Genomic DNA, 26,297 nt, shown 5'->3' with positions numbered 1-26,297 from the left:
GGACTGGCGTGAGACGCTGCTCTATCGCCCGGTCGCCACCTCGTCGGCGATCTTCGAGTCCATGGGGCGCAGGGTGATCGTCAGCGGGACCATCGAGGTCGATTCCGCCAAAACCTGCGCGTTCGGCGACGTCATCTGGCCCTGCGGGCAGCGCGCCCGCGCCGCCTTCAATGCCTGGCTGCGCGGCCGGGCGCTCAAATGCGTCCTGCCGCCCGATGCCGACCGTTTTGCCATCGCCGCGCCGTGCATGCTCGGCAAACAGGATGTCGGCGCCTGGCTGGTTGCCAATGGCTGGGCGATGGCGTCCCCCTCGGGCATCTACGGCAAAGCCGAATCCGTCGCCAGGGCTGCCGAGATGGGCGTCTTCGGCCCGCCGCAATAGGGCATACCCGGAAAGGCGCGCAACGGCCTTGCCTGCGGCATTGCGTAAAAACGGAATGGCTAAAGCAGCTCGGCGATCCTACCAAACGCTGACCCGTTTCAGCGACGAATCAGATCGAAGCGAGAACCGGGCCGCAGCCGCCGGCGCCATCCAGGGAGAAAGACACTGATTTCCTTCAAATTGTAGGCCAGGCTGAAACGGAAATCGTAACACACCGCCTTTATGCCAATGCGTCCAACAGGAGATTGGCCAGTGAGTATGAAAACCGAGACCGCGCCGGCAGAGGCCTGGAAGCATGTCGTCTGGCTGACCCTGCTGGGCACCGCCGGCTGCGTCGGCCTGTCGCTCGGCCTCAACTATCTGCTGCTGCTCAGCGACGCGTTGACGCCGTTCGGCCGCAGCGTCATCACGGCCGCCCTTCTGCCCATTATCATCGGTCTGCCGCTTTTTGCCTTACTCGGCTGGAGAGAGGTCGAGATCCGCCGTTACCGGCAGGAGCTCACCAGATCCGGCACCTACGACCATCTGACCGGCTGCCTCAACGGGGCCGTGTTCACGTCGATGGTCGACAGGCGAGCCGCCAGACCGGCCGGGCCGCGCTCCGGCGCTTTTCTCGTCATCCATCCGGAGCATCTTTCGGCGATCAATTTGCGCTTCGGCCTCGAATGGGGCGACGAAGCCTTGCGGCTGATCGCCACCGCCATCAGGTCCTCGGTGCGCAAGGAGGATCTGATCGGCCGCATCGGAACGGCGATGTTCGGTGTTTTCCTCGCGGGCGCGACCGAGGAGGACGCCAAAGAGGTCGGCAAGCGCGTCCGGGAAGCGGTCGGGCAGATCTATTTCGCGCCGAAAGGCGACAAGGACGTGCTCGCCATCCGCGTCGGCGGCGTCGTCTTCGAACATGAATTGGCTTTCGAAGACATGTTCCGCTCGGCCGAGGAAGGATTGTCCGAGTTGCAGGACGAGACCGGCTTTCACCTGTCCCATTTCAACAACTGAGCGGCGCGACCAGCGGCCAACCCCGCCGACAACCTGGCGGGAGCTGCGGTTCAAATCCCTGCGTCTCAGATGCCGCCCATGCAGAGATATTTCATCTCAAGGTAGTCCTCGAGGCCGTGGCGGGACCCCTCCCGTCCGATGCCGGACTGCTTGACGCCACCGAAGGGTGCCGCTTCCGAGGACATGCGCCCGGTGTTGATGCCCACCATGCCGTATTCCAGGGCCTCCGCCACGCGCCAGACGCGCTTCAGGTTGGACGCATAGAAATAGGCGGCTAGTCCGTAGATCGTGTCGTTGGCCTCACACACGACCTGATCGGCATCCTCGAAACGGATGACGGGGGCCAACGGCCCGAATGTCTCCTCCTGCGCCACCGTCATCGCGCTGGAGACGTCGGTAAGGACCGTCGGCTGGAAAAACGTGCCGTCTCTGGCGATCCGGCCCCCGCCGCACCGGATCGCGCCGCCCTTTGCCACGGCATCGGCGATGTGGGATTCGATCTTGGCGAGCGCCCGCCTGTCGATCAGCGGGCCGATGGCGACGCCGGGATCGAAACCGTCACCGACCTGAAGCTCGCCGACCCGCCGGACGAATTTGTCGACGAACTCATCGTGAACGTCCGACTGGACGTAAAGTCGGTTCGCCGAAACGCAAGTCTGGCCGGCATTGCGGAACTTCGCCTGGACCGCCCCGTCCACGGCGGCATCGATGTCGGCGTCGTCGAAGACGATGAAAGGCGCATTGCCGCCCAGCTCGAGACTGACCTTCTTGATCTGGTCCGAGCACTGGCGCATGAGCAGGCGTCCGACCTCGGTCGAGCCGGTAAAACTGATCTTGCGCACTTTCGGATTGTGGCAGAGCTCGCGCCCCACCGCGGCACCCTTCGAAGCATAGATGAGATTTACGACACCATCGGGAAAGCCGGCCTCGGCGGCGAGCGCGAACATGGCGCCTGCGACAAGCGGCGTCTGTTCGGCAGGCTTAAGCACAATGGCGCAGCCTGCCGCCAGCGCCGGCGAGATCTTGCGCGCCACCATCGATGCTGGAAAGTTCCATGGTGTGATCGTGCCGACGACGCCGATCGGCTGCTTGATCACCAGCATGCGGCGGTCGGTCGACGGGGCCGAGATCGTCTCGCCATAGATGCGATTGGCCTCCTCGGCATACCACTGCAGATACGCCGCCGCATGCGAGACTTCCGATCTGGCTTCGGCGAGCGGCTTGCCCATCTCCGCGGTGAGGATCGCCGCGAGATCGTCGGTGTGGGTGACGATCAGTTGATGCCACTGCCACAGCATTTCGCTGCGCTCCCGGGCCGTCAGCCCCGCCCATTCGGCCTGTGCGGCATAGGCCCTGTCGATCGCCGCGCGCGTCTCCGCAATCCCCATGTCGGGAAGTTCCGCCAGCAATTCGCCCGTCGATGGATTGAAGACCTCGAACGTGCTCCCGCCAACCGGCGTGCCAAGCGCCGGCACCCGGTCGATTGCGCCGAACAGGTCAGGGGATTTCAGGTGGCGCATGATCGGCAGGCATAGGGGCAATACCGGTCTCCTCCTTCAACGAGCTGACGTTTGAGAAGGCCGAGATGTATTCCGCACGTCTGCGCCTGTCATAGGGCCTGGGAAGGACGGCGGTAGACCCACCTCGGGCAGCTGGCCTCCTCGAACCACCACCGAATGAGAGCTCGACGAAAGGGAGAGGAGGTGCCCCGAAAGCGGGCTGGTGCTGCGAGAGAGGATTGAACTCTCGACCTCTCCCTTACCAAGGGAGTGCTCTACCACTGAGCTACCGCAGCAACGGGCGCTGTTTCCTTGATTTCTGAGGTTTCGTCAACAGGGCAAATTGCAGTTTGATGCAGATGGTCGCAGAACCTTACCGGAACACGTCGGGAGAAGTGGCCCACGGCTGCACCAGTCTGTTCCGCGCCTGTTCCCCTCTCACCGTGCCAAGGAGCTAGGAAATGAGCGAGATCATTGATCTGAACGAGCGCCGCAATGCCGCCGAGCAGCCCGATGCCGAGTTCGTTCGCAAGGATGAATATGGCCGGCCGCTCTACTGCTTCGTCCTGAGCTTCGACATGGGCGATAAGCAATACGGCACCGAGTTGTGGGCATACGACATGACGGACGCCGAGGCGAAGGTTGCAGCTATGCGCGAGAGCCTGAGGCTTGACGGGCAGTTATTTGGCGTCCTGCCAGCATGACCGCCCCATCGGATCAGCCCCACGTGAAGAGAGGAATGGACCATGGCAGAGAGTGAGATACCGGAAGACATCAGAGTTGCTGCCAAAAATGCCCTTCAGCGTGCGCGACTTTTGAGCATTCTGGATCAGCAGATCGACATCATAGCCCAAGCCCTGATGGCCGAACGTGAGCGGTGTGCGCAGATCGCGGAGAAGTTCGCCAAGGAGAGTTGGGGTCTGACCGAACTAGTCTATGCCGGCGAGTCCCTCGCTTCCGCCATCCGCCAGGATCGAGGAGAATAGAGATGCCAGCCCGGTTCCTGCTCCCGCGCCTGCTTGTCGGGGTTGTGGTGATAGGGTTGGTTCTGGTGGTGAAATGGAGATGAGGATGGACACGCTAGGCGACTACCTGAAAAGCCTTGAGGGCGCAGAGACCGGCCGGCGCGGCTTGTCGGGTCAGGCAGTCTATATCCGCATCGATGGCAACCGCTTCTCCAAGTTCACCAAGGGCATGGAGCGGCCATTCGACCGGCGCATGTCTGCCGCCATGATCGATACCGCGAAGGGTCTGGTGACGGAGTTCGGGGCCGCCCTTGGTTATACGCAATCGGATGAAATATCGCTAGTTCTTTGGGAGCCGGGGCCGACGAGCGAAGTTGCACATGGCGGAAAGTTTCAGAAGCTCGCCAGCCGAACAGCATCCAAGGCAACGCACCTTTTCTATAAGGCGGCGTTGTCGTGGGGACTTGAGGTCTTTGTCGAGCGGCAATTCCCCGAGTTTGACTCCAGAGCTTTCGCAGTGAGCCGGGAGGATGCGGCTAAAGCGATCTACTGGAGGGAGATCGATGCTCGCAAGAATGCCATCCAGATGGCCGCTGCCAAACATTTCTCGCCCACGGCACTGCACAGGAAGAATGGCGACGATCAGGTGGCGATGCTGCGCGAGATAGGCGTTGACTTCGATGACTTCCCGGCATTCTTCCGGCGAGGGACATTGATCAAGCGCGTCAAAGTGCGCCGGGAAATGACAGCCGAAGAGTTGGAGCGCATACCACCGCAATATAGGCCATCAGGTCCAATCGATCGGACGGACGTTATTGAAGTCGAGATGCCAGACCTTCGCGGCATAGACGACAGGGCAGCTCTGCTGTTTGCATGAATATCGGCTGGCGATCCACCTGGGAGGATAAGGAAAACGACTACTCAGCCTACACGGAAGATGGAACGTATGTCGGGAGGGTGTACTGGCTTGAGTACAGTAATGCGGGATCGCACTGGCTTTGGTTCGCGGCTGATGGTGTATCTGGCAAGGCGCAGAGTAGACGGGAAGCGATGATAGCCGTGGAGGATGAGTGGAACTCTGCGAATAATAGCAAAAAGCCGTGACTTTTCAATGACTTTATGCAAGGATGGCGAGATGGAAAACATAGTTGTAAAGCCGCTGGAATGGGACGAGACAGATGAACGGTGGTGGGGAGCCACACCGATCTATGGGCTCGTCTATGAAGTTCGGTTGACTGATCGCGGCACGACGCGAGTTCGCTGGCCCGAGAACGGCGGGTGGGATGAGTTCGACGGCGACTTAGATTCCGCCAAAGCAGCGGCGCAAGCAGACTTCGACAAACGCGTCCGCGCTGTTCTCACCCTTCCCAGCCGGTAGAAGGAGACGATAGATGACGGACATCACCCGCATTCGCTTGGAGCAGGGAGATGAGTTTCCTTACGACGCCACAGACCAGTGGTGGCGGTCTCGCGCCAAACAGCCACCAAAGGCGCGAGACTGGGCGCATCGCGCAGCGCGCGCGATCATTGCCGACCTGAAAGATCGGAGAGACATCAAGCGCGGCTTTGAACAAATTGACCAGGACGTGAGGATGGAGATCGTTGACAGTCTGGCAGCGATCATACGTGCCGCCTCATCCTCGCCATCCCCTTGACGCCGCCCTGCCCCGCGCCATCCTCCATGAATGCCGAGGATCAAGATAGGCGATACAGTCGCCCTCACCGCGACAGTTCGCAGGCGCGTCACCGAGGATAGGGTAAGCGTCTCCATCCCAGGATATCATCATCCTCACTCGATCAAGGATAAATCCTCAACCGTCAAGCGAGGCCAGCAGATCGAGCTTAAGGGAGAAGTGACCAGGATAGACGAGGATTCCGTTACGGTGGCTCTAGGGCCTTTGGTGACGGTTCCGGTGGACAAGGTAAGGCTGGTGCAGAGCTATATCCCGCCGAAGCGGAGTAAGCCGCTGGTGGATAAGCCGACGTGAGTTATAAGCGCTCTGCGGATTTCGTATAACGCTGTTGCTGGAGGCGCCGCGCGGCCTCTCTGCGGAAGAAAAGCCGGATGCATTCATCGACATCACTCCACACATTCGTGGAGTCGGCGCGATGGAACAAAGCCCGAGCCAAGTCGTCTACTTCTTCGGAAGAGCTTCCGTGATCCATCTAAGCGAACTCATGATTTGCAGGCCAAGTTCCAGGGTCTCGATATAGGTCAGGTCGCAGACCTTGAGGTTGTCGATCAACAGTTCCCATTGAGGCTGCTTGCCGTCAGTGGAAACGCGGACGCGGGCTCTGTCGTTGCTCATCGACGCTTGAACGCCAGAAAGTCGGCGCCCTCCTCTACATCCGCGAAACACTGGACCTTGCCGTTTGCCGGATCGACCACAGACAGCACCGCAGCACCCCGATTGGCTTGCGCATAGCCATTCACCAGCGCGTGCCGATCGCCCATCTTGTAGCCGGAGATTTGCGCCAGCCAGGTTTGCGTCTTCTTCTCGGGGAACTCAATATCGAACAAGCCGAAGCTATGGATATGGCCCGTGACAAACAAGGCCGCTTCCTCGCCGAATTTGGCGTCTCTCAGCGTGCCGTGGGCGGGATTGTAGATCGAGGAGCCCTTGCGCCCGTGCGCCGCGTCTATGCGCGTCTGTGAGCCGTTCTTGTGGCAGAGCGTGAACTGTGCCCGCCAGTCGATCACTGGAACCTGTGAGGCTCCGAGCATTTTATAGAACTCGGTGCCGCCGTTCCACTCATCGTGGTTCCCGCCAAGCCACAGAAGCCACTTGATGCCGGCTTCCATCATGAACCATGTGCCGAGACGCTTCTCTGTCTTGTGGGAGATGTCGTTCTCTGCCCAGAGACGGGCAAGCCGACCGGTCCACGGCCAGTTGTCGGTTGTGTCGCCTATGTTGCCGCCATAGACGCCCGGTTGCCTTGCAATGGCGATATGGCTTTCGAGGAGCGCCCAATTACAATGCGGGCCGAGGTGAGGATCTCCAAACCAGAGGATGCCGTAGGGCTTGTCCTCCTTGACCTTCAGCGGGAACCATGTCCGCGCATCGATCGCCTTCTGTTTCCGCTCATGAGCCTTGCGGAAACGGGCCAGCAGCTCGTCTATCGGCTCTTCTTCGTCGCCATGAACGAAGTCGGGGAGTTCTATCGATTCGTCCTTCTCGGCCTTCAGGCGCGAATCCTTTGCCCTATTGACGCGGGCCGCAAAGCCGGCGCGTGACATGCCGGCTGCTGATGCGGCATGGGTCAGATTGCCGTCATGCTTCGCGAGGATTTCGAGCGCATGACGCAATTCTGCTTCCGAGGTGGGAGGTGTCCCCATGCGGATGAATTCCTGTGCTGTTGCGGATCAGGGAATAGAGACGGCGGGCCGCTCTGGCACCTTGGGCTGCTCGCCCACGGCTGATGGAGGTGGGCCATCATATTGGACGCCGCCTTCATCACCGATGGTGGCGGTGACTTGGCCGCCCTCTCCGGCGCCGTCCTTGGCCTCTTGGAGGGCTCCCGCTTGCCCCGGAGTGTATGGCAGGCGGTAGTAGACCGCCGGCCCGCCATCAGGCTTCAGGAGCGCCCATATGGCTACGTCAATTTCGATGTCTGCCCCAACGACGACATACCGCCCCGGAGGCGGCTCTGTGATGCGAGCCGAGCCAGTGGGGATATAGACAGCCAGCGCGGCGACGGTGACGGCCAGAGGGAGCGCTAAGGCCAGCCAGCGGCCGGCATACCAGGCGAAGATGCAAAGCAGGAGCGCGAGGCCGAGCCAATCGGACGCAAGCGTAATCATGTTGCCGCCCTCACCGCCTTGAACACCTTGTTCTCAGAGCCGGGAACCAGATTGCCCTGCCCATCGAGCTTAAACCGGATCACGGTCCGTTCCTGCTTTGCCCGCAGTTCCATGTCAGCCTTTGTCAGGAAGGCGCCGTTCAGCGCCACCTCAACATGAACCGTGAGCGGCGCCTGGAGGCTGTAGCCGTGGATGTTCACCACGTACTCACCGGCCGGCGTAGAGCGGGCAAAGGCGCTTTCGCAGTTGATGGGACTGTCGTCATTGACGATGCCCATGTCGTCGCGAAGCAGTGACCACACCAGACCGGATTTGCGGCTGTAGCCGACCGGCTTTGTGTCCTTGGGATCGGAGACCCACACGTCAACGTCAGTTGGGCCGGGGGGCCAGCACGCAAGGACAGCAATCGTTCCCGGCGGCGGAAGTGTTTCCTGGTCCTTAGCCTTTGGATTGATCTGCGGCAGGGCGAGGAAGTTGAAGGCCGACTGGACGAATGTGAGGACAAGCAAGACATCAACGAAAGCCCAGAGCCAAACATGGTCCGAGTGGCGTCTAGCCATCAGCTTTGTCCTGTGCGGTCGCGAGGATGCGAAGATTGACTGATGTCCATAGCGCCAGAGAGAGACCGACAAGCGTCGAACCGAACGCCGTACCGGCCCCGGAGAGCAGTTGCGCGCCTGCCTTGCGCACGCCTTCCGGCGTCCCCAGGTCATCGATATTCACGCCACCGAAGGCGTTCAGGAAGCCGATGGCGTTCCCGATAATGCCGAGGATGAAAAGCGCCGCGAAAAGGTCATAGAGGTGAGCGCTGCCAATGCGGGCTGCGTCGGCTGAGATTTTGCCGACCCGGCTGGCCTGCCAGAATGTGGACACAACGCCAGCCACGAACACGGCAGCGATGATATAGGCCATATGCGCGCCATCGGCCTCGACAACACGGGCCACGTAACCACACCACCATGCCCAAGCCAGGAAGCAAGTGCCGGCAAAATTTGCTATGAAGAGTTTGATCATTGTGCCGCCACCGTCGGGCATTTAGGGAGAAGAAGATTGGCCGGCAGGAAAAGCATGGTGTTCGGCTCATCGCCCTCAGCCGCAGACGGAACCTTGGCCTTTTGAAGATATCTGTGGAGGCCATCCGGCAGGCTCTTGAGCCACATGGACCACAGCTTGCGCGCGCCCCTCGCCGCCGACTTCGTGCGAACAACCTTGCCGTCCTGCAAAATGAATGGCTTGTGGAAGGCGAAGAAGGCCCCCGCGTCTGCGGCGCACGCCTTGATTCCGGTGAATTCCTTCAGGAGAACCAGCGTGCAGGAGCTGGCACACATGCCTCGATAGCGAATGATTGCGCCCTCATCGGACAGGCGCTTGTAGTTCTTGTAATAGGTCATCACGCTTCCGCCTCCATCGTTCTGAATGTCGATGACTTGGAGGGGACGCTGCGGCTCAATCTCGGCATGTGCCTGGATGGTGAGGAATACAGTCATGAACGTGGCGAGCGCCAACGTTGCCAGCAGAATCGAGAACGCAACCCAGAAGCGCGGATTTTCGCCCACGGCGGTATTCCTTTCGAAGGAGGGAGGGTATGCTTACGGAGAACCGCGCAGCGCCAGCCACATCAGGCCAAGGGCGCCAGCTATGAGGATGCCGACTGCGGTAACGAGGGACTGCTGCTTTACGGTGGCGACGGATTCGCGCCATGCCCGGAGGTGTTGGAGATCCTTCTGGAACTCCAACGGGTCTTCGGTATCGACGCCAAGCCGCGTCAATGTCTGGTCTACGGTCTCAGCGACAATGCGCCTGATCTCATGCTCGGTCACGGCGCATTCCCTTCAAGTGCAGCGGCGGTGTTGTCATAGTGGCGCGCGCACCTTTGGACGCGGGCATTGGCGCGATCGGTGGCGCGTCTCTCGCGCTTCAGGACTGAGAGCGCTTCCGCGCCTACCGGAATCGGCGCATGTGGCTCGATCGCGCGGCAGTCGCTCGGCAATGACGGAAGATGCACGCCAGCCGCCGCTTGACCCTTTTGAGACGCTGCGTTGTGGAGCATCTTCTCAAGGCTTGAGCAGCCAGCGACGGTCGTCATCGCTGATGTGACAAGAACGACCCTTAGCAGCCAGTTCAGCCTCATGGAATTTGATCTCCTGTTCCAAAGCCTCATCGGCTGCACGGTTCTTTTCTTGCTCTGCGGCGAGCAGTTCGGCATATTGGGAAAGGGCTTTGCGTCCGACATCTAACTGGCGCTCGGTCTCGGCAAGCTTGGCCTTGGCGGCATCCAGTTCGACTTGCTTGACATAGCCGGCGAGCGCTTCATGGCGGGTGCTGGCATCATGCGCAGCGAGCCAGACCCGAAAGCCGATGACGGCAAGGACGACGGCAAGCGCGCCTGTGACGATGCGGCCAAGCTTGGTGCCGATGGCGAGTTCGATGAGAGCCATCATTGCGATTTCATCCATCTGACGAACGGCGACAGAACCTTGACGGTGATGCAGAGTCCCCAAGCACCGCCGATGAGCAGAAGGCCGTAGAGGAGCCAGAACATTAGAGACCCCGAAGACACAACTCGCGCTCTTTGGCGCGGCGCTTGGTCAGGCCGGGGAAAGTGATGCCGGCGGCCTTGTTCCACTTCATCAGGGCATCGCAGCCTTCGCGGGTGCGGCCTTCATTGATGAGCCGCACAACGCTCGACTTGCAGGCAGCGCCCACGCCAACGTTGTAGGCGAAGGAAACGAGCGCAACGAAGCGACCGTCGGGTATCTGGGCAGTTGTGCATGCCTCGATGCCGTTGGCGTACTTCTGAAGGCTGTTGATGAGCATCGCCTTGCATTCGGCAATGCTGTGGTAATCGCCTTTGTGGACGTTGTGGGTTTCGCCGTAACACACGGTCCATGGAGGACCGCCCGTCGCCGGATCGGGGTAGGCGTTCTGTCGAAGCCCCTCGAAGCCCCCAATAAGCGTCACGGCCACGGCAGCGGCTGCCGAGCCTTTCTTCAGGCGGGACATGAGAGCTCCTACTTGTTCCGGTAGAGATGCCCAATCCCAGAGGCGATGGCGAAGAACAGGCCAAGGCAGGCATAGACAAGCGGCGGGATCGGGAGCGTTCCTTCGAACAGGGGCCATACACTCGCCAGCGCCTCACAGAGCATCATGAGGATTGCCAGGTAGGCGGCGTGGAAGCGAACCCGGCGGGCGAGAGTTTCCTTGCGCATGGGACGCAACATCAGACGGAGTTGCGGGTGGCAATCCAGAGGATGCCGAGATTTTTCGTGGAGGCGAAGCCGTTCTTCACCTTGTACCGAGTCGCCGCGCCGTCATAATAGACGCCGATCTGCGATGTGGTCGGCGTGCTACTGACAACGTAGGAGGCATCACCGCCGATCTTGGTCACGACGCCGCCGCCGCAAAGGAAGAGCCCCACTACCCCGGTTGCTCCGTTCTCATTGAGAAGAAGCAGCCCAGAATTGTTCGAAAGGCTGATCTCTGACCCGCTTGTGATGTTCTGACTGTTGCCCGCAACGTTCAAAGCAGGGCCGGTTTGTGGTGCCACTGACAACGCCGCCGAAGTGCCAGTTGCAGCGCCAATGTTCGGGGTAACGAGGGTCGGCGACGTTGCAAAGACGAGGGCACCGGAGCCCGTTTCGTCGGTTACGGCAGCGGCGAGCTGTGCACTGGTACCGCCCGCTAGGAACGTCGCCATGCCCGTGGCGAAGCCAGAGATGCCGGTTGAGACTGGCAAACCTGTTCCGTTAGCCAGCCCGATAGACGCAGGCGAACCCGTCGCATTAGTCAGGGTAAGCGCTGAGGGCGTCCCCAGATTGGGCGTGACCAAAACTGGGGATGTGGCAAAAACAGCCGCACCAGTCCCAGTTTCATCAGTCAGCAACGCTCGCAGATTTGCGCTCGATGGCGTCGTCGCGAATGTGTCGAAGCCGGCCGCGCGAGAGATGGCCGCCCATGAGGTCAGATCGGCATCGAGAGGCTGGTAGAGCGACCCAAGCGCGCTAAGGGGCGCATGGACCTCCTGCCCGGAAGCGAGGAGTTTCACGCGAACCTTTGTCTGGTCGCTAATACTCTCTATCGGGATGGGTGTTTGAACCATCAATTAACCACAAATATTTCTACCAGGGAATCTTGCGCGTTCCGAAGACAGGCCGCATATTTTTATTATGCGAGCGAGGGCTTTTCTTCTTCCTACAATGATTTGTTTAGCTTTGGCTAATGTAGCACAAGCTGGAAAGAACGATGCCGAGTGGAATCCGCCGGCCCGTTTTGATCACCCTTACAAAGGTGAGTTGTTAGTCAGGAAGTTGCCGCAGGATAAGGTTTACGAAGCCTGTCGAGTTCTGTTCAGCCTCTATAACGTCCCGGCTTCTTCGTATCCAAACCAGCGCGGCTGTGCGATTCTAACATCCAGCCATTCATGCCTGGTCGTCACAATTGACAAGCCTTACATGGGAACTACGCCTGAGGCAGTATTGCGGCATGAGAACGGGCATTGCGTAGGATGGCCGGCAGACCACCCGGATTAAAGCGGGTTGAATGTAGCAATCACGGCCGACGTTGCGCCGTTCGTGTCCGAAGCCGTGACATCAACCGACAGTGCGGCATTCGCTGCCATATTGATATCCCAAGCAACGCTGGAGACATGGCTTGCGACCAGAGAGGCGTCGGCAATCTGTTCCGTCAGGTTGGTCCAGCTTATCGGGGATGGCCCGGACGGGCCGCTCTGGCACACCGAAAGCGTCAGTCCATTCGCGGGCACATTTGCGCTCCATGGCGGCACCCCGGCACCGTTGGAATCGCCCGTGAAGACAGCAGAGCTGAGGTCATATCCCGTCACCCTCAGAACGTAAAAACGCATCGTCGTCGTGCCGGTGACGGTCACGGTTCCCGATGTTCCAGACGGCTGCCCGACAATGATTGCCGTTCCCGTCGCTGGCCCCCCACCAGTACCAGAGGAATGGCGCTTGATCACGGTCCCGGCTACGCCGCTGATTGTTGCTGAGAGGTTGTAAGCGCTCGCATCGTTGCCGCCGAGTGCGATTACAGCAATCCACCGGCCGCCGCCGGTTACTTCCGCCCCATAGTTGGCAACCTCGCTAGCTGAGCTGCTGGTATGGACCAGCGAAACGCTCCTCCAGGTTTTCCCATAGAAATCGGTGGGGATGACCAACGAGCCAGACGGCTTTCCTGCTAGCGTGCGCCAATTCGCATTCGGGATCGTCACTGGATAGCTATCGCCGATCTCGGCGAGGATTTGAGCGACCGTGAGCCCACCAGAGGAAGGGAGCGTCATCCCGTCACCGTCAGCGTGCCGTTGATGGTGACCGCGCCACTAGATGCAATGGTGACCTGACCTGTGGTAACGGCAACGCCACCGGGCCGCAGGGTCATGGTCCCGGCGCTGGAATTGGCGAAATTGTTGTTGGTAGAAATATAATTGACGGCCGTTACGGACCCGCTTGTGGTGATGTTTCCGCTGGTAGAGAAAGAGCCGACGCCAGAAATATTGTTGCTGTCATCAATCGTGACGCCAGAATCCTGAAGCTTGCCCGACGTGCTGTCAAAGCGCGCGATAGCATTGTCCGTGGAAGATGCCGGCCCGATCGCGGCAGCAAGATTGGAGGGGGTGATGGCGCGCGACGTGTCAGACCGAGCGATTGCCTCCGCATCCGTTGCCAGCTCGACACCGCCCGATGATGTCGTGGTGGCAGCCGGAATACCTGTCGGGTTGACCAATATCCAGCCGCCGGCTGCCGCATTGGCAGCCGTGGAGTACTGGACGATATAGATGCCGCCAGCTTGGATCTCCGCTCCGGTAAGAGCGGAATCGCCGCTTGTCGTCATCTTGCGGATGGCTTTGGCGCCGATGCTGTTCACATTGAGCGTAGCCGCCGTCGTATTGTCCGAAGCCGCCGTGAAGGCCAGGATAATGCCGTTGGCATAGGCTGAGAACGCGGAGTTGGCCGTTACCGTGAGGGCATCTGCGGTGCCGCCGGCTGTCAGCGAGCCGCCGATGTCTTTGACGAGTTCGGCATTCCGGCCCATCATCTGGCGCCCGGAATTGTTCACCGTGGACGGGGCTTGGCCCTCAGCCCAATTGATGCTGCCGTCCGCCGTGGCATTATTGGCGGCGGTCGTGCTCCAGTCATAGATACTTGAGATGGTAGCCTCCTATTATCCGAGAAGCCGCTGTTTCAAAAGAATGTCGGAGATCGGCGTGGCCTGAAGCTGCTTCAGCAGGCTGTTGCCGGTCTGGCGGGCATCGCCCATTGGCTTGAAGCGAACGGGAGGGGCGTCTGGCGTCTGCGCAAGTGCCGAGAAGAAGCCTTGAAGCGGCGATTTCGTGTCACCGGACGATGCGTAGGCCGCGACATCGGCGGGAACCGACGTGTCATGATTGGCGAGGAGCCCACCGGGTGATTGAGTGGCGGGAGCAAGACCGGGCGCTGGATAGCTTTCCTGCCCCTTCGGGCCGTCAGGAAGCGCCGCATACGGGCTCGGAGCCGCGAACGGCACGCCCTTAGCATTGTCGGTGAAATAGTGGTTGCCGATCTTCATGGCGTTGCTGGAATTGAGATTCCGGGCCCATGAAGCAGTGGATGCACCCGGATTAGCATAGTAGAGCGCATTTCCCGCGACATCGGGGAGTTGCCCGCTTATGAGCTGCGAGGCGACATTACGGGCATCCGGGCCGATCTTCGTTGACTGGCCCTGAAACTGGTTGCGGGCAAGCGCCTGAGCAACGGGGGACGAGCCGTAGCCCGAGAAATTCTGGTTGGCGCGATTGCGGATGACATCGGCCACCGCCTGCATGCCGAGAAGGCCCTCGCCCCCTGCCTCGCCTTGGAGGATGGAGGCAAGGGTTTCGAGATCATTCCCCAGATAATTCGGGGTTCCGACGTAGGCCATGGCATTGCCTCGAAAGATGCATTATGTGTTTGGGATGCAAATTGAGCATGACCCGAAGGAACCGCCGCGAGACAGGACCGGCAGCGGCGTTCTATGGGGGAGCGCCGGCATGGTGGCGCTAATCTGGCTGGTCTTTCTAACCCTGGTGGGCGTTGACTGGCGTTCCGCTCTGCTTGGTGGGTTAACGGGCGGGGTCTTCGTTGCCATCATGACCGAGGTCACAGGCAACAAAGTCCCGCCATGGATGCGCGGTTAACGCCCTTCGATCGCCGGCAAACCCGCCGAGCGCAATAGAGCCGCGATATAGGCTTGCGTGGCAGGAGAGGCCCCGGTAGCAGCGGCCTGGTTCCCGAGGTAGCGCTGGATGAGCGGGTTCATCAGCGCCGCGCCCGCACCCTTCTGAAGCGCATAGCCCGCTGCCGCGCCTGCTGCCGCGCTTTTCAGATCGCCACCCGATGCCCCGCCATAGCCCGCGCCGATGACTGTAGGAGCAAATGCACCAAGGCTGCGCGCTGATATGCGGGATGCCGTGCCCGAGTTGGGAAGCGGCGTGAGAACCGCTTGCCCTGCCTTGGCAAGATCGGTGAAATCACTGCCGCCCGTTGCGAAGCCGCCGCGATTGCCCGTGGAGGCAGCAACGCGCAACTGAGCGGGATTGATAAGACCGAGGCCGGCATCCGCCGTTCCGCCGGTAGATGCACGCTCGACAACCTTGTAATTGCCGTACTGCTTGCGCAGCACCTTCCAAGCCCCGAGATCAGCCGGATTGATCGAGCGTTCCATGGCGTCGTCAAGGGAATCGCGAAGACCCTTAAACGCTGATTTAAGCGTCTGGTTGGTGGTGGACTGAGCGGCTTGTGAGAGATCGGAACGGATGGTCTGGTATTCCGGGCCAGAAAGCGTGCCGTTGTTGGCGCGCACTCGCTGCACGATGTCGTCAACCAGATTGTTGATGATGGGCTTCTGCTGGGTCTCAAGAAGCTTGCCGTAGCGATTGAGCGTCTTGCCCATGTCCTGTGCAAGCTGCCGATCGGCTACCATCGTATTGCGGCTGGCGAGATCGTCAAACTGCTGGCCGAGATTGCCCTTGAGCGCCGCGAGATTATCGGGAGTCGCGCGGCCCGAGCCGCCGGCCTTCTGCATGGCGGCATTGGTGAAGGCTTCGGCCTGGTTTTCCATCATGTTGGCGGCCTTGTTGCCGCCAAGCTCGCTCTCGGCATAGCGCAGCGCGTTGGAGCCGGTGCGCTGGCCCGCAGTGACGGGCACGCCTTCCTGAGCCAAAACGTTGACCGCTGCTTCACGCTCGGGAGATGAGGCAAATGGGCTGACGAGTTTCTGGGCGCCCTTGGTGATGCCCGCAGCTAGATAGGGCGCTCCGAAGCCTACAGCGCCGCCAATAAGCGCACCCGTGCCGCCACCAATGGCGCGGTCTTTCAGGTCGCCGTTGGCGTTACCCGCGCCAAGAAGACCGCCGTAAATGCCGCTGTCCAGAGCCGTGCCCAGAGCAACCTTGCCGAGCCCGCCGCCAGCCTTGGCAGCGTTCGCGCCAAAGCCAGCGCCGCCTGTGGCTACACCTTGAGCGAGACCGCCGCCGATCTGACCAGCCAAATATGAGCCAGGATTGTCAGCCTGAGCCTTTGCATCGTCGGCGCGCATTTCCTGCAAGACTTGCTTGCGCGGAACGCCGGTGAGAGCCGAGCCGAGAACCGAGGCCAGTTCATCGCCGAAGCCGAATGTGGTCGAGTTCGCGGCACCCATGGCGGCCGAGCCGCCCATGCCATAATTCTGCGGCGAGAATGCGGGAACGCCTACAGGCTGACCGGTGTTCGGATCGATCGGCGTTTCCCGTGAGGCGCCGTTGCGGATGGCTTTCGCGCGGGCAACGCCGGCCTGAGCGCGCGCTGCAGCATCGGCTGTCCCATCCGATTTGAAATCCTCCCAGGGCTTGCGCTGCTCTTGTGCTTGGTAAAACCTGTCCTGAGCCTTATGGAGCGCCTGAGCGTACATGTCAGCATGTTCCGGCGTGTCGAAAACGCCGAGTTGCTGGCCCGTCTTGCCGTACTGCTGCACCGCCTCATCGTCGGACATAATGCGCCCGTCTGGCGAGACGGTTGGAACTAGGATTTCGCCTCCGTCCGTCCCGAACGACATAGAGCGTACAGTGCTGATGCTGCCATCTGAATTGCGCACAATCGGACGCGCAGCAAGGTCAATATTGCCCTGCGCCTTCATGCCAGGGAACGGGCCGATCGGGCTTGCCGCAACCCGCTTTTGCGATTGATACTCTTCCCACGGAAGCGGCATTTATTTCGCCTTTTCCCAGTTCGAAGGCTCGGAGGGATCGCCGCCCTTGAAGCGGTAGCCGTAGCGGGTTTCGCCGACCACTGGAGCGGCCTTTGGCTGATTTGCCTGGGGAGCATTGTCCGGATTGCCGCCCCTGCCCTGCAAGACGCGGCTCTTCACGCTTTCCAGTTCGCTCTTGAGCCGGTCCAGCTTGGTTGACATCGAGCTGGCATCATCCGTGTAGGTCGGCAGATAGCGGAAGGCATAAGCGGCGGCTTCCGTTGATGGCATGCCCGCACCAGTCAGCATGCGCTGAAGGGAATCCACGCCGGTCTGAATCTGGCGGTAGGTCTCTGCACCAGGATAAGCGGAGTCGTTGCGCGAGCGGAACGCATCATAGAGGCCGGTGACTTCGCCATTGGCGACCTTCTGCCTAATGGTGTCGAAGTTGTTCAGGAAAGTATCAGCCAAGCCAATGCGGCCGGCTGCCTCGCTCGGGATCTGTGTCGCTGGACCGCCGGGGATCGGAACGACGCCTTCGGCCTGATTGGCTGGGTCTTTCCACATATACCCGGACGGCAGTTTGGTTCCGGTATCGATGTTGACCTGATTGCGGCCCGCCTCCTTCATCTTGACCATGAAGTCCATGAGCGTGCCCTTGAAGCCCTGCTTCACGGCAGCATCATATTCCTTCATGTCGGAGGTCGCGGTGTCGCCCTTGGCGCCAAGGTTGCCAGTGAGAATGAAGCTGCGCCCCTCTTCCGACTGCGGATCAAGCCCATACTGCTGTGCTGCCTGCGCGCGCTGGTCGAACTCGGTCAGGCCACCCCCGCGCGAGCGCTGGAGGATATAGGAGCGCAATGCACCCTTGTCCGAAGCAAGGACCGTCGCCGTGCCGGGATCGAGCCCCTGAGACTGAAGCCAACTCGTCGTCCGATTCCTCGCCGTGGTCTTGGGCGCGAAGACTTCGCCAAGGATGCCGCCCAAACCGCCTCCGTTTGACATAGGCGCGGCCTGTGGAGCGTTTTGCGGCATCGGCTGGGCTTGCGGGGCCTGGAAGGCAAGCGGCTGCTGTGGAGCCTGCTGGACGGGAGCCGACTGCGGGCGCGCGAATGCTGCCTGAAGCGCGTTCGGGTTGTTGTGATCCCCGACCTGAGCCGCAGCCATGGGCGGAACGGCCTGCTGGGTGCCGTTCGGGTTCAGGATCGCAGCAAGGAGCGACTGAAGGTCCACCGCGAAACTCCTTTACCCGGCCATCGCGCCGCCGAGGCCGCCGCGCCCGTTGCCGCTGCCTCCGTGCCTCTCTTCGACGGGCTTTTTCGGTGCTGCTGTCGGCGCTGCCATCACGGGCGTGCGCGCCAGCATCCTTGCAACGGTCGCGGCCTGCGTCTCCGCAAGGCTTGGCGACAGGGCACCCGGATATTGAGGCGCCGAAATGGGAGCGATAGGCGTCTGCATGTAGCCATGGAACGGCGCATTCGTCCCGGGCGTGACTGCGCCCATGGGAGACGGGCCAATCTGCGGGGTGGATTGAGTGGAACCGCCCATTTATTTGCCTCCGAACAGACCGCCCACGGCACCGAGAGCGCCAAGCGGATTTGAGGATGAGGAATGCCCGGTCTGCGTGCCATAATCGCCGGCAGCACCCGAAGCCGCAGCCTGGAGAAGGCCAAGCCGTGTCCAGTCTTGATTGTCCTGCGCATACCACTGGCTGACGAGATCGGAGAGTTGCTTCTGCGCCTGGGTGTCAAGTAGACCACCCGCTTGCAAGGTTGCGTTCGCGCCAGTGATGGCGTTGTTAAACTGTTGCTGATCCTGGCCCGACATTGCGTTGGTTGCGCTCAGGGCGCGATCGAGGCCGGCATTCCTTGAGGCATCCAACTGATTGTTGGCCGCCAACATGTTCTGGGTGTCCTGATTGAACTGGTTCATCAGGGCATTGGAGCGGATGTTGCCGAGCTGGCTGGTGAGAACGCCGGTATTCGCGCCCGAGCCATAGCGGCCCGCGCCGGAAAACTGGCTCTGGACCTGTGCCGCCGTCTGATCAAGCTGCCCTTTCAACGCATCGTTGAAATACGGGTTGCCGCTGGTGAGATAGGAGCCATTCGCCATGTTCTGAAGGTTCTGCTCCGAATAGGACGGCGACACCGAAGCCGCGCCGATCCCCTCGAACATCGGCCGCGTGCCGGCGGTATTCGTATTCGCGCCAGCCGTGGCAAGTTGGTTGATGCCGGAAACGGTCGTGCCCGACAGGTCGGCAACAGTCGGGCCGGAGAACGTGTTGCCGCCAGCGCCGGAGTTGTAGATGTTCTGCGCTTCTGTCGCGCTCTTTTCAAATAGAGGTTGGGCCCACTTAGGGGGACTAGAAGTTTGCGACGACGACGTTGACGATCCCATGGCGAAGGCCCTTTTTATTCCAACCAAGCCCAGGTTTTACGGCTATGGATATCTTTGATGTGGGAGCGGGAAAGGCTAAACTTGGCCGCCGTTTTGCTTAGTGAAAGAGTGCCCTTGAGAGACCGGATTTCGCGAACGAGATCCTCTGTCAATTTTGCCTGCCCATTTCGCTGGCCGTTGGTGCGCGTCCCGTGTCCAATTTTGTCTTCGTCATTTTCAGAATGGGTCTTCCACGAAAGATGGCGCTTGGTCACACAGGCATCACCGCCCCGGCCACATGAATGAGCAGCTTCGTGTCGCGGAGTTGGAGGCGCTCCATGTGCCTCCTCGCACAGAAGGCGAGACACCAATTTGACGGCGCGACCAACACCAATGACTCCGTAGCCGGTGTTGACTTTGGCGAACGGCCAAATCAGACATTCGTCCCCATCGTAGGAAAGCACAACCTCGCGATAGAAGCGGAGCGCTTCCCCTCTTGCCGCCTTCTTCTGCTTGTTTGAGCCCCCAATTGGGCGTAGAGATTTGATAGCCATTTCGACCTCCGTAACAGGTTGGCTTGGTTAGGGCCTCGCGGTGGTGCAAACACCGTTTTGAGGCCCGAATTTTATAGCAGATTCAATCCTTTGCCGCAATCTTCCTGTAAAGCACCGCGTATGGCTTGTATCCGAACTCGGCCAGGAGAGGTTTCCACCCTTCCCGGCCTTCGACTGCTGTCACATGGCATCCGTTTTGAGCGGCGAACGCTTCAACCGCTTCGCAAAGCTCTCGCTTGTATTTCTGAACGTCGCGGCCGGCTAAATCACAGAGAGTGAATATTCGCTGGCCTGTCGCATCGACGGTCCTGATCGTGGACATGCCAATCGAGACGAACTTGTCGCCTTCAAGAATGAGCCAGAGCGTTTTCTTCCCGCTCAAGAACTCCTGAAACAGTGCTGCCGTGGTCACATCGCCGGGGAAGCGATCGGCGAGCCGGCTCATCTCATGGACCACATCGGACAGGTACGGGCCTAAGCGGTCGAGATTCCATTCGCTGGCGTTGTAGACTGTGTATTTGCTCAACGGCGCCCCGCTGGCTGCGCTGCGATGTCCACGCCCTGGGCCTGTGTCCAGTCTTCACCGGCCGGGATTGTCACCCTCACCCGCTGGAACCGGGCGGAGTTCAGCTTGTCGAAGCGTCCCGTTGCCGATGTTCCGGTGATCTCTCCAGTGTAGGAAACCGCCTCGCCACGCTTGAACCTGGAGCCAATGGCAATCGTGCAGTTGTCGTTGTCCACCACCGGATAAACGGAGGTGATCAGCGTCACGCCGCCCGTGATGTCGCCCTGTTCCTGTGTGGTGATGACGGCCTCTTTCGGCTGGCCGTTGAAAAAGCCCATTTGAAAGCTGCTGTTGAAAGCCGCAAGGACCGGCGCCCCGCCCTGCCAGACCTTGGAATCTAGCGAATAGGGCAATGCATCGAGACTGGACGAAACCGCATCCAATCCTTCGAGTGTGTAGCCAGCCGTCGCGGCCGGGAAGATGCCGTAATTGACTTGGCTGGCCTTGGACCAGCGCTGAAGCAACCAGTCATAGGTCAAGATGGTGTTGAAGGAGCCCGTTCCGCCGATGTCCATGGTCCAATAGGCGCGGGAATAGAACGGATCGATCGCCCCGACCATCGAACCGATATCCGACGACGCCAATTGCCCGAAAATCGTCCTTGACACCTTCTCAAAGCCGATATCGGCAATCGAACCATCCGCCGCGATCTGGAAAAACGAACCTTCGTCGGCAAAGAAGGTGTTTTCGCCTCTTGACGCGATGGAATAAGGTGATTTTGCACCCCTCTTGTCGTGGATCTTCACGAAGGAGAAGATGATGGACGAACCGGGGACGAAGGTGCCCAGATAAATGGCCCGTTCCATGAAAATCAGCGGGTTTGTTGCCCTCGATGAGCCCTGGACCGCGCCGCCTTCAGGGAAACTCTGTGTGTCGGAATTGTCCGTGCCGATTGTCCAGCCGGTGATATCGTTCAAGGCTGACCAATGCACCGCACTCGCATCCGTGGCGAGCTGCATCAGGCAGAGAAAATCGCCCCACGCCTTGACAAACGCTGCTTTCGGAGGTGACCCTGCAAGATTGTCGAAATCGGTCGAGACGCCGAGGTGATAGACCTGTGGGTTGTCGTTGATGTTGACCGCGACGACATATTCGCCGAACTGCTCAAAGCACCACTGCGCGTCATCGTTGGCGGCATAGGTCGTGGCGGACTTGGAAACGTCCTCCCAAGTCAATGTGGTGTTGTCGAGCTTCCACAGCTTGGTCGCCGTGCCGGCAAAGGTGCTTACTTGTCCGCTCAGGCTGCGAGCCTGGAAATAGCCGAGTGGCTTGGCAGAGAGTGCCGATGTCAGCGCGGCAAAGTCAGGGAATGGAATATACGAATTGACCGAACACAGGACGTTTGAGATGTCGCCCGTGGTCTGTCCATTCAGTTCTGCCTTGTCCGGCTCCCAGGCCGAAAACGGCACTGTCGTCACCGGTTGCCCCACCTGATAAAACCAACCGGGTCCATCTTCTCATGGGCCTTAATCGGGTTACCGTCGGAATCCAAAACACCAGTATCGATAAGTTCGAAATCCTCGTAGACGGTGCGGGCCAAATAATCCTCACCGTCCACGTTCTCATCGATATTCGCCGTGCGCGGGACACGCTTGATGGAAACATAAACACGGGTCATGGCGTTTGAGACCTAATGCGCATTCCGGCGCGGGCATAATTCGCCATCACATTGGCACCGTTCAGCCCAGCCACCAGCGTCCGCAAAGCTGCGCCATGCTTGGCTGCTTCGTCATTGTCGCGCACATAGTCCGAGATGAACATCAGGCAGCCGCGAAAATAGACTTGCGGCGCCTTGGTGATCAGCCAATTGGTGGTCGTCGTGCCGTCGAGATTGGCTAGCTTCTGGTAATAGGTGAGTTCGACATCGTTCGAGACCAACGGGAAGGTGTAGAGGCTCGATCCGATAATGGTGAAATTCGACCCCAATCCACCGAAACGGCTAGGCCAAAGCACCTCTGCCTGGTCCGGCGTGATATAGGTCAGTTCGCGACGGGTCGATGCATCTTCGACAACACGCCGATATTGCAAATAGTCGGTTGGGAGAGTGCAGACGCCGCTTGCGGGCGTCAGACTCGTCACCACTTCCATTTCCCGGCAGCGTAGCGGTTCATCCTGAGGATCTTGACCGCCGAAGTTAAGGTAGTCAGTCGTGAACCGGATAGTATCGTCCACGATGGCCGCCACATCACCGCGCGCCGACCAATCAAGAACTGTCGATTTTAGGCTGGCATAGTCGGTAATGGCCATCAGACGCGCCCTCGCGAAGTGCGGAACCGCGAATTGTCGCTATCGTTGAGGACTTTCGACAGATAGCGCTTGTCGCCGCCATCGATGGCATCGCCAAGCCCGGTCTTCTCGAAGAAGGTCAACGGCACGGAGGCAACACGCTGGTAATCCCCGAACCTGACGCCGTGCGACGCCTTTTCGGCTTCCGCATTGGCATCGAGGATTGCGTCTATCTCCTGCTCGACATGAGCGCCCTTGAGATTGCCCTGATCATCGAAGATCAGCCAGACAGTTCGGCCGATCTCCGGGTCATGATCAAAGAAGACGCGGTGGTCGGCCATTATTCGGCCGGCTCCTTGCCGGGGCGCGCCACGCCTGCTTCATACCAGCGATCGGCCATGTCGGCAGGCACCTTGATCGTCTCGCCGGCAAGATGCTTTTCGTCTTCGACCGGGAATGCATCACGCAGCAGATAGACCCAAGTGTCGGAAGCGGCCTTGATCGCCGCAATGTCGGCGTCCCTCTTGGACTCCTGTGCCTCTTGCACCTTTTCGGCCAGGGTATCGACCGACCAACGGCCATCGACTTCCATGCCGAGCGCTTTTGCTTGGCCAAGAAGAACCTTCCTGGCTTCCAGATTGTTTTCGTCTGCCAATTGTATCTCTCCGAAGGGAAAGGGCGGCCCCGGAGAGCCGCCCAGTTGATGTTACACGGCAGCCGAAAGCGGCGTGGCCAGCGTGCCGGAGCCGACCAGATGGCCAAGGACCATCCAGACGTTGGTAGCCACGTCACGCAATTCGAGGTACGAGCCGACGATACCGCCGGTTGTCGTGCCGTTCATGGTGATCGTGTCATCCGTGCCGCCGGCCGCTTCATGCGTGCCGGCACCCGTGGTCGTGGTAGCGGTCGTGAGAACGCCGACCATCGTGTCGCTGGAGTTCGCCACCTGAACGATGTCGTTGTTCGACGTGACGGTCGTGCCGACCATGACGTAGTAGACATCGCCAGTGCCGGAGGCGGCCGGGAGCGTCACGGTGACGCCGGCCGCGCGGTTGAGCACGGTCACCGTGTCGCGGTGAATATGCCGGTCGAGCGTAACGGTCGAAGCCGTTACAGAGATGGGCTTCATGGGCTGTGCCATTGTCGTTTCTCCTATCAGGTCGAAGCCGTCAGGCCGAAGACGTCGGCAACGACGCCGATGCCAGCCTGGTTGACGACTTTGAGGCAGCCTTCCGCGATCAGGACGCCATTCTCGGCATCGCCGGTCTTGGCAACCGTGTCTTCCTGGATGGCGCGGAGGGTCATCCACTTCACCATGTCAGGATCGAGCGCAAAGACGCGACGGGCAGTCGCGGCAGCCGTGCTCATGACGCGGTTCGGCATCACCTTCACCGGACCCCACGGGCTTTCGTAGATGTCAGCCGTGCCGATGATGGTGTTCGTGCCCTTGCCGGCCGCATAGCGGAAGGAGGCCACGTTGCTGTCCGACATGAAGGTCGCAAACACGCCCTTGTTGTAGGGCGAGACAACGACCGTGGTGACATCGCCGCCGTTCTGATAGATCGACTGCAACACACTGTCGGTCAGGGCCTTGGTCCACGCACGCAGCGTGCCGGTGGTCTCGACGGTCGTGACGCCGGACGAGAAGCCGCCGGACGAGCCGCCAGCGCCGCGCGAGACGTTCGAGGTCAGCCAGGTCGGCAGGCCGCCGGAACGACGCGGGTCCGAGTTCGTCGATGCCGTATTGACGACGATGGAATACTCCATGTCCTTACGGATCGCCTTGCCCTTCTTCATCAGTTCGTGCGCGCGCTTTTCGGCATTGCCGGCGTTGTCAACCGCCTGCTGGGTGCCGGAAAACCGGAACGTCTTGGTGAAGATCTGCGTGTAGTTGCCGACGCGAGTGGGCGGCGACACGGCATCGAAGGTGTACTCGTTGCCTTCCGGCTGCGCATTGTCGCCGGTCGTATCGAGGCTTTCATACTCCCATTCGGGATGCTTCGACGCGGCCTTGGACTTGCCGGCCATGGTATAGATGGGCGTGTCGGTCGGGGTGATCATCGAGACGAAATCGTCAAGTTCTTCCCTGTTGCCGACCGCCTGGGTGGTCAGGACGGTATTGGCTACGGTAGCCATGGGAATTATCCTTTTCTGGATGCGAGATAGGCTGCCGCCGCATCGGCGACGGTGCCGGTTTGCTTCAGACGGGTGATTGCATCCGTGGCGCGCCTGGCCTTCTGAGCGTCCGGTGTCAGCCGCTTGCCCGATTTCTGCACCGGGGGGCGGCCTTCGACCTGCTGAACGGCCTTGGGCTTGTTCGCTTGCAGCTTGTCCCAGAGCGCTGCCTTGTGCAGCACCAGGGCCATGCGGTGATCATAAGGAACGGCTTCCGCGATCTCTTCCTTGCTGAAGCCGGCCGCCAGTCCTGCGGATTGCAGGCCGGAGGCGAAGGCATTCAGCTTGGCCGAGTCTCGAAGCGACGGGATTTTCCCCAGAAGCTTCTCGCCCTCCGAATTGGCCCGCTCGTTCCGCTCCTTGGCAATCTTCTGCTCGGTCTGTTGCCGGGCGGCTTCGGATTGCTGGTGGAGATGGTTGAGGCTGGCCATCCAATTGTCGTAGTTGGCCTTGGCCGCGATATACGTGATCGGGTCGTAATCGGGGGTGCCAGCTTCGAGAAGGCGCGCGTCGGGAGCCGGCGGCATGATCTGCTGGAGCAGACTGGACATGAAAGCCCGCTGCTCATTCACCTGCTGCATGGATGCTTGTAGGGCGGAAGATTGTGCCTCGAAGGCTCGCCGCTCGTCGGAGAGGCCCATTGTCTTCTGCCGATAATCCCGATCGCGCAAGTTGCCTTGGATGAGATCGGAAACGGTTAGCACGGACCCATCGGGCAGCTTCACCTTGCCATTTGCGGCAACGAATCTGCCTTTGTCGTCCGGCTCGTCTTCGGTCTCTTCCGCAGCCTGACTTTCGTCGTCGGTCTCGCCGTCGTCCTCGCCTTCATCCTGATCGGATGCCTGCAATTCGTCGTCGGCCTCTTCGCCTTCGATAGGCTTGTCCTGCACGGGTTGGCCCTTGTCGGCTCCCTGCGAGGTGGCTTTCACAAAGGCGCTTGCTGCCTGTTCAATAGACAGCGATGCGCCGCCACCGATCTCGGTGTCGTCGTCTTCCATGTTGTTTCCTTGGATTGCCAGTTCCGCTAAGGGTTGACTGGCCGGTTTCCGGGGATCAGACGATGCCCGGCTTCTTTTTCGGCTTTCCCTGACGGATGAAACCCTCAAGGTTGCCTCGAAGTTCGTCCACGACCTTGACCCTTGCCTGAAGGGCGAGGATGGCGTCGAGATTGGTTGCCTCTACCTGAACAAGGCTTTCGAGCGCGCTGGAGCGGATCGCATTGAGCGCCCCCTGGAATGCCTCATTGTCTGCGAGCGCCTGAGAAAGCTGCGCCAGCGCTTCGGCCGTCGCCATCAGTTCGTTTCTACGATGTATTCGACGGAATTGGTGAATGCCGTGCAGTTAAGGCGAAGCGTGGTCAGCGTCGGGCGATCGTAGACCTGAACATAATCCGCCGTAATTGCCGTCACAGCCTTGATCCAGTTGCCGGACGGCATCTGCTCTTCGATATCCACCGAAGCGGTGCCGGAGAAATCCATCTTGATGGAGAATTTCGTCCCAGCGATAGCGCCCGTGGCGCCCGTGCCGGAAATCGTTCCTGCGAGAATGGCCATGCCAGG

39 protein-coding genes and 1 tRNA gene are annotated in these 26,297 nt (G+C 60.3%); 8 read left to right on the top strand and 32 right to left on the bottom strand.

Annotation, left to right across the window (positions count from 1 at the left end):
- On the top strand, nt 1–382 hold a 382-nt coding region (locus EOA49_RS01020), incomplete at its 5' end, for a thermonuclease family protein (protein WP_164749186.1).
- Between the two features lie 258 nt (nt 383–640).
- Entirely contained in the window at nt 641–1,381 is a 741-nt protein-coding gene (locus EOA49_RS01015) for a GGDEF domain-containing protein (protein ID WP_095832583.1), read from the top strand.
- A gap of 65 nt (nt 1,382–1,446) precedes the next feature.
- On the opposite strand, the gene EOA49_RS01010 is transcribed toward EOA49_RS01015, so the two are convergent.
- Together EOA49_RS01010 and EOA49_RS01005 are read right to left on the bottom strand one after the other, a co-directional pair.
- On the bottom strand, nt 1,447–2,922 hold the full coding sequence (locus EOA49_RS01010) for an NAD-dependent succinate-semialdehyde dehydrogenase (protein ID WP_164746858.1): 1,476 nt from the start codon (nt 2,920–2,922) through the stop codon (nt 1,447–1,449).
- Nucleotides 2,923–3,101: 179 nt separating this feature from the next.
- Nucleotides 3,102–3,176, bottom strand: a tRNA-Thr gene (locus EOA49_RS01005).
- Between the two features lie 165 nt (nt 3,177–3,341).
- Between EOA49_RS01005 and EOA49_RS01000 the strand changes: the two genes are divergently transcribed.
- The 6 genes from EOA49_RS01000 to EOA49_RS00975 all read left to right on the top strand — a co-directional run bounded on the left by EOA49_RS01000 (nt 3,342) and on the right by EOA49_RS00975 (nt 5,833).
- Entirely contained in the window at nt 3,342–3,584 is a 243-nt protein-coding gene (locus EOA49_RS01000) for a hypothetical protein (protein WP_127242982.1), read from the top strand.
- Between the two features lie 42 nt (nt 3,585–3,626).
- Nucleotides 3,627–3,866 (top strand): hypothetical protein, encoded by a 240-nt coding sequence (locus EOA49_RS00995; RefSeq protein WP_127242978.1) that lies wholly within the window; start codon nt 3,627–3,629, stop codon nt 3,864–3,866.
- 85 nt (nt 3,867–3,951) lie between these two features.
- A complete protein-coding gene (locus EOA49_RS00990; protein WP_164749185.1) occupies nt 3,952–4,722 on the top strand; it encodes a tRNA(His) guanylyltransferase Thg1 family protein in 771 nt (256 codons plus the stop codon).
- Nucleotides 4,723–4,980: 258 nt separating this feature from the next.
- Nucleotides 4,981–5,223, top strand: coding sequence for a hypothetical protein (locus tag EOA49_RS00985; RefSeq protein WP_127242974.1), 243 nt, complete (start codon nt 4,981–4,983; stop codon nt 5,221–5,223).
- A gap of 13 nt (nt 5,224–5,236) precedes the next feature.
- Entirely contained in the window at nt 5,237–5,500 is a 264-nt protein-coding gene (locus EOA49_RS00980) for a hypothetical protein (protein ID WP_127242972.1), read from the top strand.
- Nucleotides 5,501–5,530: 30 nt separating this feature from the next.
- On the top strand, nt 5,531–5,833 hold the full coding sequence (locus tag EOA49_RS00975; RefSeq protein WP_127242970.1) for a hypothetical protein: 303 nt from the start codon (nt 5,531–5,533) through the stop codon (nt 5,831–5,833).
- Nucleotides 5,834–5,980: 147 nt separating this feature from the next.
- On the opposite strand, the gene EOA49_RS32490 is transcribed toward EOA49_RS00975, so the two are convergent.
- The 30 genes from EOA49_RS32490 to EOA49_RS00825 all read right to left on the bottom strand — a co-directional run bounded on the left by EOA49_RS32490 (nt 5,981) and on the right by EOA49_RS00825 (nt 26,291).
- Nucleotides 5,981–6,154 carry a hypothetical protein gene (locus EOA49_RS32490; RefSeq protein WP_164749184.1) on the bottom strand — a complete coding sequence of 58 codons (174 nt, stop codon included), beginning with the start codon at nt 6,152–6,154 and terminating at the stop codon, nt 5,981–5,983.
- Nucleotides 6,151–7,182: a hypothetical protein gene (locus tag EOA49_RS00970; RefSeq protein WP_127242968.1), complete on the bottom strand. Its 1,032-nt coding sequence runs from the start codon at nt 7,180–7,182 to the stop codon at nt 6,151–6,153. Before EOA49_RS00970 ends, EOA49_RS32490 begins: the two co-directional genes overlap by 4 nt.
- A 27-nt stretch (nt 7,183–7,209) precedes the next feature.
- Nucleotides 7,210–7,647 (bottom strand): hypothetical protein, encoded by a 438-nt coding sequence (locus tag EOA49_RS00965; RefSeq protein WP_127242966.1) that lies wholly within the window; start codon nt 7,645–7,647, stop codon nt 7,210–7,212.
- A complete protein-coding gene (locus EOA49_RS00960; protein WP_127242964.1) occupies nt 7,644–8,207 on the bottom strand; it encodes a hypothetical protein in 564 nt (187 codons plus the stop codon). The genes EOA49_RS00965 and EOA49_RS00960 overlap by 4 nt, the downstream gene beginning before the upstream one ends.
- Complete coding sequence (locus EOA49_RS00955; protein ID WP_127242962.1) at nt 8,200–8,661, bottom strand: hypothetical protein; 462 nt, start codon at nt 8,659–8,661, stop codon at nt 8,200–8,202. Before EOA49_RS00955 ends, EOA49_RS00960 begins: the two co-directional genes overlap by 8 nt.
- The gene (locus EOA49_RS00950; protein ID WP_127242960.1) at nt 8,658–9,203 is read right to left on the bottom strand and encodes a hypothetical protein; all 546 of its coding nucleotides are present in this window, start codon (nt 9,201–9,203) and stop codon (nt 8,658–8,660) included. The genes EOA49_RS00955 and EOA49_RS00950 overlap by 4 nt, the downstream gene beginning before the upstream one ends.
- Before the next feature lie 33 nt (nt 9,204–9,236).
- Nucleotides 9,237–9,467: a hypothetical protein gene (locus EOA49_RS00945; RefSeq protein ID WP_127242958.1), complete on the bottom strand. Its 231-nt coding sequence runs from the start codon at nt 9,465–9,467 to the stop codon at nt 9,237–9,239.
- Nucleotides 9,468–9,701: 234 nt separating this feature from the next.
- Entirely contained in the window at nt 9,702–10,088 is a 387-nt protein-coding gene (locus EOA49_RS00935; protein WP_127242954.1) for a hypothetical protein, read from the bottom strand.
- A gap of 100 nt (nt 10,089–10,188) precedes the next feature.
- A complete protein-coding gene (locus EOA49_RS00930; protein WP_127242952.1) occupies nt 10,189–10,650 on the bottom strand; it encodes a lysozyme in 462 nt (153 codons plus the stop codon).
- 8 nt (nt 10,651–10,658) lie between these two features.
- The gene (locus EOA49_RS00925; RefSeq protein ID WP_127242950.1) at nt 10,659–10,856 is read right to left on the bottom strand and encodes a hypothetical protein; all 198 of its coding nucleotides are present in this window, start codon (nt 10,854–10,856) and stop codon (nt 10,659–10,661) included.
- Between the two features lie 11 nt (nt 10,857–10,867).
- Nucleotides 10,868–11,692: a hypothetical protein gene (locus EOA49_RS00920; RefSeq protein ID WP_164749183.1), complete on the bottom strand. Its 825-nt coding sequence runs from the start codon at nt 11,690–11,692 to the stop codon at nt 10,868–10,870.
- Between the two features lie 480 nt (nt 11,693–12,172).
- On the bottom strand, nt 12,173–12,943 hold the full coding sequence (locus EOA49_RS00915; protein ID WP_127242946.1) for a hypothetical protein: 771 nt from the start codon (nt 12,941–12,943) through the stop codon (nt 12,173–12,175).
- Nucleotides 12,940–13,695 (bottom strand): hypothetical protein, encoded by a 756-nt coding sequence (locus EOA49_RS00910; RefSeq protein ID WP_127242944.1) that lies wholly within the window; start codon nt 13,693–13,695, stop codon nt 12,940–12,942. The genes EOA49_RS00915 and EOA49_RS00910 overlap by 4 nt, the downstream gene beginning before the upstream one ends.
- A gap of 129 nt (nt 13,696–13,824) precedes the next feature.
- Nucleotides 13,825–14,559: a cell wall hydrolase gene (locus tag EOA49_RS00905; RefSeq protein WP_127242942.1), complete on the bottom strand. Its 735-nt coding sequence runs from the start codon at nt 14,557–14,559 to the stop codon at nt 13,825–13,827.
- A gap of 252 nt (nt 14,560–14,811) precedes the next feature.
- A complete protein-coding gene (locus EOA49_RS00900) occupies nt 14,812–16,863 on the bottom strand; it encodes a hypothetical protein (protein ID WP_127242940.1) in 2,052 nt (683 codons plus the stop codon).
- A complete protein-coding gene (locus EOA49_RS00895) occupies nt 16,864–17,829 on the bottom strand; it encodes a hypothetical protein (protein WP_164749181.1) in 966 nt (321 codons plus the stop codon).
- 258 nt (nt 17,830–18,087) lie between these two features.
- On the bottom strand, nt 18,088–18,390 hold the full coding sequence (locus EOA49_RS00890; protein ID WP_127242936.1) for a hypothetical protein: 303 nt from the start codon (nt 18,388–18,390) through the stop codon (nt 18,088–18,090).
- Nucleotides 18,391–19,239, bottom strand: coding sequence for a tail fiber domain-containing protein (locus tag EOA49_RS00885; protein WP_127242934.1), 849 nt, complete (start codon nt 19,237–19,239; stop codon nt 18,391–18,393).
- A 14-nt stretch (nt 19,240–19,253) separates the two neighbouring features.
- Nucleotides 19,254–19,772 (bottom strand): hypothetical protein, encoded by a 519-nt coding sequence (locus EOA49_RS00880; RefSeq protein WP_127242932.1) that lies wholly within the window; start codon nt 19,770–19,772, stop codon nt 19,254–19,256.
- An 82-nt stretch (nt 19,773–19,854) separates the two neighbouring features.
- Nucleotides 19,855–20,298 carry a hypothetical protein gene (locus tag EOA49_RS00875; protein WP_127242931.1) on the bottom strand — a complete coding sequence of 148 codons (444 nt, stop codon included), beginning with the start codon at nt 20,296–20,298 and terminating at the stop codon, nt 19,855–19,857.
- On the bottom strand, nt 20,295–21,755 hold the full coding sequence (locus tag EOA49_RS00870; RefSeq protein ID WP_245460463.1) for a hypothetical protein: 1,461 nt from the start codon (nt 21,753–21,755) through the stop codon (nt 20,295–20,297). The genes EOA49_RS00875 and EOA49_RS00870 overlap by 4 nt, the downstream gene beginning before the upstream one ends.
- Complete coding sequence (locus tag EOA49_RS00865) at nt 21,752–21,955, bottom strand: hypothetical protein (RefSeq protein WP_127242929.1); 204 nt, start codon at nt 21,953–21,955, stop codon at nt 21,752–21,754. Before EOA49_RS00865 ends, EOA49_RS00870 begins: the two co-directional genes overlap by 4 nt.
- Nucleotides 21,952–22,584, bottom strand: a complete 633-nt coding sequence (locus EOA49_RS00860; protein ID WP_127242927.1) for a hypothetical protein — start codon at nt 22,582–22,584, stop codon at nt 21,952–21,954. The genes EOA49_RS00865 and EOA49_RS00860 overlap by 4 nt, the downstream gene beginning before the upstream one ends.
- Nucleotides 22,584–22,904 (bottom strand): hypothetical protein, encoded by a 321-nt coding sequence (locus EOA49_RS00855; protein WP_127242925.1) that lies wholly within the window; start codon nt 22,902–22,904, stop codon nt 22,584–22,586. Before EOA49_RS00855 ends, EOA49_RS00860 begins: the two co-directional genes overlap by 1 nt.
- A complete protein-coding gene (locus tag EOA49_RS00850; protein WP_127242923.1) occupies nt 22,904–23,218 on the bottom strand; it encodes a hypothetical protein in 315 nt (104 codons plus the stop codon). The genes EOA49_RS00855 and EOA49_RS00850 overlap by 1 nt, the downstream gene beginning before the upstream one ends.
- A gap of 51 nt (nt 23,219–23,269) precedes the next feature.
- Entirely contained in the window at nt 23,270–23,704 is a 435-nt protein-coding gene (locus EOA49_RS00845; RefSeq protein WP_245460462.1) for a hypothetical protein, read from the bottom strand.
- 14 nt (nt 23,705–23,718) lie between these two features.
- Nucleotides 23,719–24,699: a DUF5309 domain-containing protein gene (locus EOA49_RS00840; protein ID WP_127242921.1), complete on the bottom strand. Its 981-nt coding sequence runs from the start codon at nt 24,697–24,699 to the stop codon at nt 23,719–23,721.
- A gap of 5 nt (nt 24,700–24,704) precedes the next feature.
- Entirely contained in the window at nt 24,705–25,844 is a 1,140-nt protein-coding gene (locus EOA49_RS00835; protein WP_127242919.1) for a hypothetical protein, read from the bottom strand.
- Entirely contained in the window at nt 25,792–26,031 is a 240-nt protein-coding gene (locus EOA49_RS00830) for a hypothetical protein (RefSeq protein ID WP_127242918.1), read from the bottom strand. The genes EOA49_RS00835 and EOA49_RS00830 overlap by 53 nt, the downstream gene beginning before the upstream one ends.
- Nucleotides 26,031–26,291: a hypothetical protein gene (locus EOA49_RS00825; RefSeq protein ID WP_127242916.1), complete on the bottom strand. Its 261-nt coding sequence runs from the start codon at nt 26,289–26,291 to the stop codon at nt 26,031–26,033. The genes EOA49_RS00830 and EOA49_RS00825 overlap by 1 nt, the downstream gene beginning before the upstream one ends.
- Between the last annotated feature and the right edge of the window lie 6 nt (nt 26,292–26,297).

The organism is Mesorhizobium sp. M1A.F.Ca.IN.020.04.1.1 (assembly GCF_003997315.1).
In the GTDB taxonomy this organism is placed as follows: Bacteria; Pseudomonadota; Alphaproteobacteria; order Rhizobiales; family Rhizobiaceae; genus Mesorhizobium.
This window is presented reverse-complemented; position numbering and strand designations above follow the sequence as displayed.